This is a genomic window from Aeromicrobium sp. YIM 150415 (assembly GCF_016918125.1).
GTDB lineage: Bacteria > Actinomycetota > Actinomycetes > Propionibacteriales > Nocardioidaceae > Aeromicrobium > Aeromicrobium piscarium.
This window is the reverse complement of sequence record NZ_JAERWM010000009.1, coordinates 1-5544: the sequence shown is the minus strand read 5'-3', so window position 1 is coordinate 5544 and position 5544 is coordinate 1. Positions and strand designations below refer to the sequence as shown.

Here is a 5544-nt window from a genome sequence, read left to right as displayed (position 1 = left end):
CGCCCCCCGCGGCCGTGGACCTAATTGTGCTCCCTATGCGTCGACCCAGGGATGTCCCGGTTGACGAATCGGGAGCACATTTCGGTCCAGGCCGGGTGAGTGGTGCGGCCGAAGGCGTCACTGTCGGTTACGGTTCATGCCGTGCGGATCATCGGGTGGCGGCTGCTTCAAGGCGCCGGGGTGGTGGCGCTGCTCGTCGGCGTCGCCGGCATCGTCGTGTTCGGCCCGGACAGCCGTTTCGTCTCCGGCCCGCATCCGATCGACACCGAGGGGTCCGCCGTCGTCACCCGCCCGGGGGTGATCGCGTGGAAGGACGTCCAGATCGAGGTCCTCGCCGAGGTGCCGGGCGACAAGCCCGTCTTCGTCGGTCTCGGCAACAGCGTCGATGTCATGAGCTATGTCGAGGGCACCGAACGCCTGGAGGTCACCGCCTTCGAGCCGCCCTGGCGCATGGAGGCCTCAGCTGCCGAGGGCGGGCCCGCACTGCCCGCTTCCCCTACCGCCATGGACTGGTGGATCGCCGGCGAGGGAGGCCTGGGCGGCGCGCTGCTCCAGGCCAGGCTCCCCGATGAATCGGTCTCGGTGGCGGTCCTGTCGGTGGGAGACGCGAATCTGCGGGGTCTCACCCTGTCGACGGCCTACGGGGTCGAGGGCATCTTCGCCCGCTCGATCGGCCTGATCGTGGCCGGGGGTGCCGTGGCGGTCCTGGTCCACCTGTTGCTGCGCCGGCGACCGGTCGAGGACGAGCAGGAGGTCGTCTACGTCGTCGTCGAGGAGGACGGATCCGAGCGCGAGATCTCGGCCGAGGAGGTCGAGGCCCTCGGCGAGGTGGAGATCGTCGAGGAGAGCGAGCTGCCGCCGGGGGAGAGCCGATGAGGGCCGCGACCCTGTGCCTGGCGGCGCTGATGCTCCTCGCGGGCTGCGCTCTGCCCGGCGAACGGGACCCGGAGGCCCCGATCGTCAAGCACGTGCTGCCGGTCGAGGAGGTCGACGATGTCGTCCGCGAGTACCGGACCGTTCGCGGTGCCGCCGCCGATGCGCTGGACCCTCAGCCGTTGTCGACGGTCGAGACGGGATCGGCGCTCGCCATCGACACCGGCATGTTCTCGATCGCCGAGGAACTCGAACGCGAGGAGTTCGCCTTCGACGGTCCCTTCACGATCGAGGAGACCTATCTGCCGCGTTTCTCGCGCTATCCGCTGTGGTTCGCGGCGGTGGTGGCCGACGACGCCACGGGACGCCGTCAGGTCCAGGTCTTCGAGCGCGGTACGGCGAGCGAACCGTGGCTCGTGACGCTGACTGCCGAGATCACCGAGAAGACGCGCCTTCCCGGTGTGAGGTCCGTCGGCGATGCGGCCCGCCGGGTGGCAGCCGATGACGCCACCGCCATGACCGGGGCGCCCGAGGAGGTGCTGGCCTCGCTCGCCGCGAGCCTCGATGACGACGAGGGGGCGGCGGCATCATGGCGCGACGACCCTTTCGTCGAACAGATGACCCGCACGCTGAGCGCCAATGAACAGCTCGAAGGCGTGAGCTTCGAGCAGGCGTGGTCGGCCGATCCGCAGGTCTACGCGTTGCGTACCGAGGACGGCGGCGCGCTGGTGTTCGGGACGTTGTTGCGCCAGGACACCTTCACGGTGGACGGAGGTCTGCGGGTGACCTGGCCGGAGGACTCACCTCAACGGGCTTTCTGGCCCGACGGGGTCGTCGGCACCGGATCGCTGCGGTACGCCCATCAGCTCGTCGTCTACATCCCGCCCGAGGGGGCCGATGAGCTTCCGCGGACTCTCGGAGCGTCCGGCGGGGTGGTGGACTCGTCCTCGCAGGAGGGCGGGCCCGGCTGAGCGGAACCGGCCACGTCGATGATCTCGTCGGCCAGTGCCCGTGCCCGGTCGAGGATGAGGTCGTCGCCGAGCAGTTCGCGCCGGGTCGCGGCGGCGCTGAGATAGGCGTCGATCTTGAAGGCATCGGTCTCGGCATCGGCCGAGCCCGCGATGCGCAGGTCATCGCGCAGGAGTTCCAGCCATTCGGTCTTGAGCTCTCGCACGGCCTCGGCGACGGGGCCGTCGCGATGGCCGTACTCGGCCGAGGTGGTGGTCACGAAGCAGCCGCCGGCGAAAACTCTCGCGCGGAGGTAGTCCTGCCACGCCTCGATCCATCCGTGGAGCCTCTCGCGGCCGGGTGGTCGTCGCCAGGCTGGGCCGATGACGTGCTCGCGGTAGAGCTCGCGGGCATGGGCGACGGCGGCGAGCTGGATCGCCTCGCGGGACTCGAACACGGTGAGGATGCCGCTCTTGCTCACTCCGGTCGAGGCCGCGAGCGTGCCGACGGTGATCGCGTCGAGGCCGCGCACGGTGGCGCTCTGAGACGCGGCGTGGGCGACCAGACGCCGGGTGCGGTCCCCGCGGGCTCGCCGGCCGTCCCGGTGTGGGCTCTCCTGCATGCCCACATGGTAGACGACCGAGTGGACGTCAAGTTGGCGATGGCCTACGGTCAACCCTAGACGACCGATCGGACGCATAAGGAGATGTCGATGGACGCCACACTGCTCGAACGAGAGCTGGTGATCGCCGCGCCACCGAGACGGGTGTGGCCGGTCGTGAGCGATATCCGGAGGATGCCGGAGTGGAGCCCCCAGGTGGTCTCCACCCGCCTGCGCGCCGGCTTCGAGCGCGTGGAGGCGGGTACCCGGTTCACCAATCGCAACAGCCACGGGGAGATGGAGTGGATCACCCACGGCGAGATCGTGCGTTTCGAGGTCGACCGCGAGATCGCCTTCCGGATCGAGGAGAACTGGGTGATCTGGTCTTTCCTGCTCGAGCCCCATGAGGAGGGGACGACCCTCGTGCAGCGCCGCGAGGCGCCCGAGGGCATCTCGCCCTTCTCGCGGGAGCTCACCGAGACCTATATGGGCGGTCGCGAGACTTTCGACGCGCTGATGCTGGAGGGGATGTCGCAGACCTTGGCGGGGATCGCCGGCGCCGTGCTCGACCCCCGCTGAGGTCGCGCGAGGTCACTCGGGCTGGAGCGGAGCCTCGCGATAGGCGGGCAGCTCACCGGCCTCGAGTGCCTCCAGGAGCTCGACGGTGGCACCCGTGGCGTGAGCCCGCGCCTCCTCGAGATCGCACCAGTGGACCCCGGCGATCTCGGTGCGTTGCAGTTCCATGTCCTCGACGGTCGCGGCATCGATCCGCCCCAGGTCGAAGACGAAGAGGCAGGCGTCGTCCCACTCACGCCACGGCGGCAGCCAGTTCATCGTCACGAGCGCGCCGAGATCGACCGTGATGCCGAGCTCCTCGTGCAGCTCGCGCACGAGTCCCGTGCCGGGAGACTCCCCGACCTCGATCACGCCGCCGGGCAGGTCCCACTCCCGTTTGTAGGTCAGCTCGCACAGCAGCACCCGATCGTGCTCATCGCGGAGCAGACCCTGGGCGATGACGCGCTTGCGTGGCAGACCTGCGTTGAGGATCGAGACGAAGCCCTCGCGACTCAGCGCGGGGGGATCGTCGATCAGCCGGCCGACCAGCACGCGATCCGGCGCCCCGCTGCGACGGGTGACTCCCTCGCGACGAAGGCCGGCGAGGGACGCGCTGCGCAGGTCGGTGGTGTCGTCGACATCGACCTGGGCCCAGACGCGTTCCCAGCCGAGCTCGGTGAACGCGTGCTGGATGCCCAGCCGCAGCGCACGGCTGGCGGCGAAGGAACCATGGTCTCCCAGGTTCCAGCGGATGGAGCCCTCGCGCCGGCCGTCCGGGCGCAACGCCACCGTGCCCACGCGCTCCTCGTCGATGAGGACCGCGAAGCCGTGGAACTCCGCGGACCCCGAGGTCGGTTCGAGCGACAGCTCCCCGTCTCGCAGCGCCTCATCAGTCACATCGCCGAGGCTACCGCGTCGGGACCCGCTACCTCCCGGCCCATGTGATGGAATCGGGGTCATGGCCGAGCCCCAGATCCGTGTCGCGCGCCCCGACGACGTTCCCGCACTCGTGCGGCTCGTCCACGAGCTGGCCGCCTACGAGAAGGCCCCCGAGCAGTGCCGGCTCACTGAGGAGCAGCTCCGGGAGCGGCTGTTCGGTGAGTCGCCGGCGGTGTTCGCGCACGTGGCGGAGGTGGGGGGTGAGGTCGTCGGAACCGCGATCTGGTTCCTCAACTTCTCGACCTGGGACGGCGTGCACGGCATCTATCTCGAGGACCTCTACGTCACGCCCGAGCATCGGGGAGCGGGACTCGGCGGTGCGCTGCTGGCGACGCTGGCACAGGTCTGCGTCGAGCGCGGCTACTCCCGGCTCGTCTGGCAGGTGCTCGACTGGAATGCCCCGTCGATCGCCTTCTACGAGTCCCTCGGCGCGGTCCACCAACGCGAGTGGTTCACGTACCGGCTCTCCGGCGATCCGCTCCAGCGTCTCGGTACGAGCTCGTGAGCTCTCGATGGCCGCTGCCGGACCTGGCGCGTGGCGTGGCCATCGTGGCGATGCTGGTCGCGCACGCCCAGGTGCTGGTGCCGGATCGGCCCGACTGGGCCGACGAGCTGCTGAGCCGCGTCAACGACGTCGCCTCGCCGCTCTTCGCGCTGGTGATGGGGATCTCCGCGGGTGTGATGATCCAGCGGTCCGCGTCGCGACCGCGATCCGTGCTCGTGCACAACCTGGTGCGTGGTGTGGTACTGATCGCGCTCGGCATCTGGCTGGAGACGTGGGGGAGCTGGGTGGCGATCGTGCTCGCGATGCTCGGCTGCCTCCTGATCATCGGCACGCCATTGGTGCTGCTCGGCCGGCGGAGCGTCGCGGTCATCGCGCTGGCCTTCTTCGTCTTCTCGCCGCTGCTCAACACGGCGGTGCAGCGCGCCGCCGACTGGCCGGGCGGCTACTACGCGGACATCGCCAACGATCCTTCCCTGGGCGATCTGCTGGTCCGCTGGTTCGTGGCCGACCCGCACTATCGTGTGACCTCGCTGCTGCCGTTCTTCCTGGTCGGGTCGTTGCTGGTCAGTTACGCGCGGCGTCCCGACCCGTGGTGGTCTGCCGTGAGCCTCATCGGTGGAGCCGGGACGCAGCTCGTCGTCACGGCGCTGCGGACGCGACCCGGTGCGGACACGGTCTCCGGCTCGACCCTCGATCTGCTGCACGACGCTTCGCTCGTCGCAGTGGTTCTCGGTCTGTGCGGCCTGGCCGTGCGGATGCGGTGGGCACGGGCTCTGCGCCCGATCGAGGAGGTCGGGACGGTCGCGCTGTCGCTCTACGTGTTGCAGATCGCGGTGATCGCCTGGTTGAACCGCGACGATGCGATACGGGCGACGAACGACTGGGGCGGCTTCCTGATCATCGTGCTCGGCGTCGGCGTCGCCGGCTGGGCCTGGGCTCGGTGGGTCGGCCGTGGACCGATCGAGTGGCTCACCGGAGTCCTCACCCGCCGTTACCGCCCCACCTCGCACCCCCTCTGACGACTTTTGCCGGGTTGTGGCCCTCACAACGGCGTGTGAAGGGCCACAACCCGGCAAAAGTCGCGCCCGGAGGGGGGAGGGGTGGCCGGGCCGGCGTCGAGGGC

General features: G+C 69.8%; 7 protein-coding genes. 5 read left to right on the top strand and 2 right to left on the bottom strand.

Annotation, left to right across the window (positions count from 1 at the left end; translation table 11 throughout):
* Window positions 1–141 precede the first annotated feature (141 nt).
* Together JL108_RS05600 and JL108_RS05595 are read left to right on the top strand one after the other, a co-directional pair.
* On the top strand, window positions 142–876 hold the full coding sequence (locus JL108_RS05600; protein ID WP_205197459.1) for a hypothetical protein: 735 nt from the start codon (window positions 142–144) through the stop codon (window positions 874–876).
* Window positions 873–1844, top strand: a complete 972-nt coding sequence (locus tag JL108_RS05595) for a hypothetical protein (RefSeq protein ID WP_205197458.1) — start codon at window positions 873–875, stop codon at window positions 1842–1844. Before JL108_RS05600 ends, JL108_RS05595 begins: the two co-directional genes overlap by 4 nt.
* On the opposite strand, the gene JL108_RS05590 is transcribed toward JL108_RS05595, so the two are convergent.
* Window positions 1748–2443, bottom strand: coding sequence for a TetR/AcrR family transcriptional regulator (locus JL108_RS05590; protein ID WP_205197457.1), 696 nt, complete (start codon window positions 2441–2443; stop codon window positions 1748–1750). The genes JL108_RS05595 and JL108_RS05590 overlap by 97 nt on opposite strands.
* A gap of 90 nt (window positions 2444–2533) precedes the next feature.
* Here JL108_RS05590 and JL108_RS05585 point away from each other — a divergent pair, with 90 nt between their 5' ends.
* Window positions 2534–3001: an SRPBCC family protein gene (locus tag JL108_RS05585; protein ID WP_205197456.1), complete on the top strand. Its 468-nt coding sequence runs from the start codon at window positions 2534–2536 to the stop codon at window positions 2999–3001.
* Window positions 3002–3013: 12 nt separating this feature from the next.
* Here the strand turns inward: JL108_RS05585 and JL108_RS05580 are convergent, their stop codons facing one another.
* Window positions 3014–3874: an NUDIX hydrolase gene (locus JL108_RS05580; RefSeq protein ID WP_205197455.1), complete on the bottom strand. Its 861-nt coding sequence runs from the start codon at window positions 3872–3874 to the stop codon at window positions 3014–3016.
* 61 nt (window positions 3875–3935) lie between these two features.
* On the opposite strand from JL108_RS05580, the gene JL108_RS05575 reads away from it, so the two are divergent.
* Entirely contained in the window at window positions 3936–4421 is a 486-nt protein-coding gene (locus JL108_RS05575; protein WP_205197454.1) for a GNAT family N-acetyltransferase, read from the top strand.
* Window positions 4418–5440 (top strand): DUF418 domain-containing protein, encoded by a 1023-nt coding sequence (locus JL108_RS05570; protein ID WP_205197453.1) that lies wholly within the window; start codon window positions 4418–4420, stop codon window positions 5438–5440. Before JL108_RS05575 ends, JL108_RS05570 begins: the two co-directional genes overlap by 4 nt.
* Window positions 5441–5544: the final 104 nt, after the last annotated feature.

What these genes read in the sequence shown, in the direction of transcription:
- JL108_RS05595 (WP_205197458.1), top strand. Translation starts at nt 873, where the DNA reads ATGAGGGCCGCGACCCTGTGCCTGGCGGCGCTGATGCTCCTCGCGGGC.
- JL108_RS05590 (WP_205197457.1), bottom strand. Translation starts at nt 2,443, where the DNA reads ATGCAGGAGAGCCCACACCGGGACGGCCGGCGAGCCCGCGGGGACCGC.
- JL108_RS05585 (WP_205197456.1), top strand. Translation starts at nt 2,534, where the DNA reads ATGGACGCCACACTGCTCGAACGAGAGCTGGTGATCGCCGCGCCACCG.
- JL108_RS05575 (WP_205197454.1), top strand. Translation starts at nt 3,936, where the DNA reads ATGGCCGAGCCCCAGATCCGTGTCGCGCGCCCCGACGACGTTCCCGCA.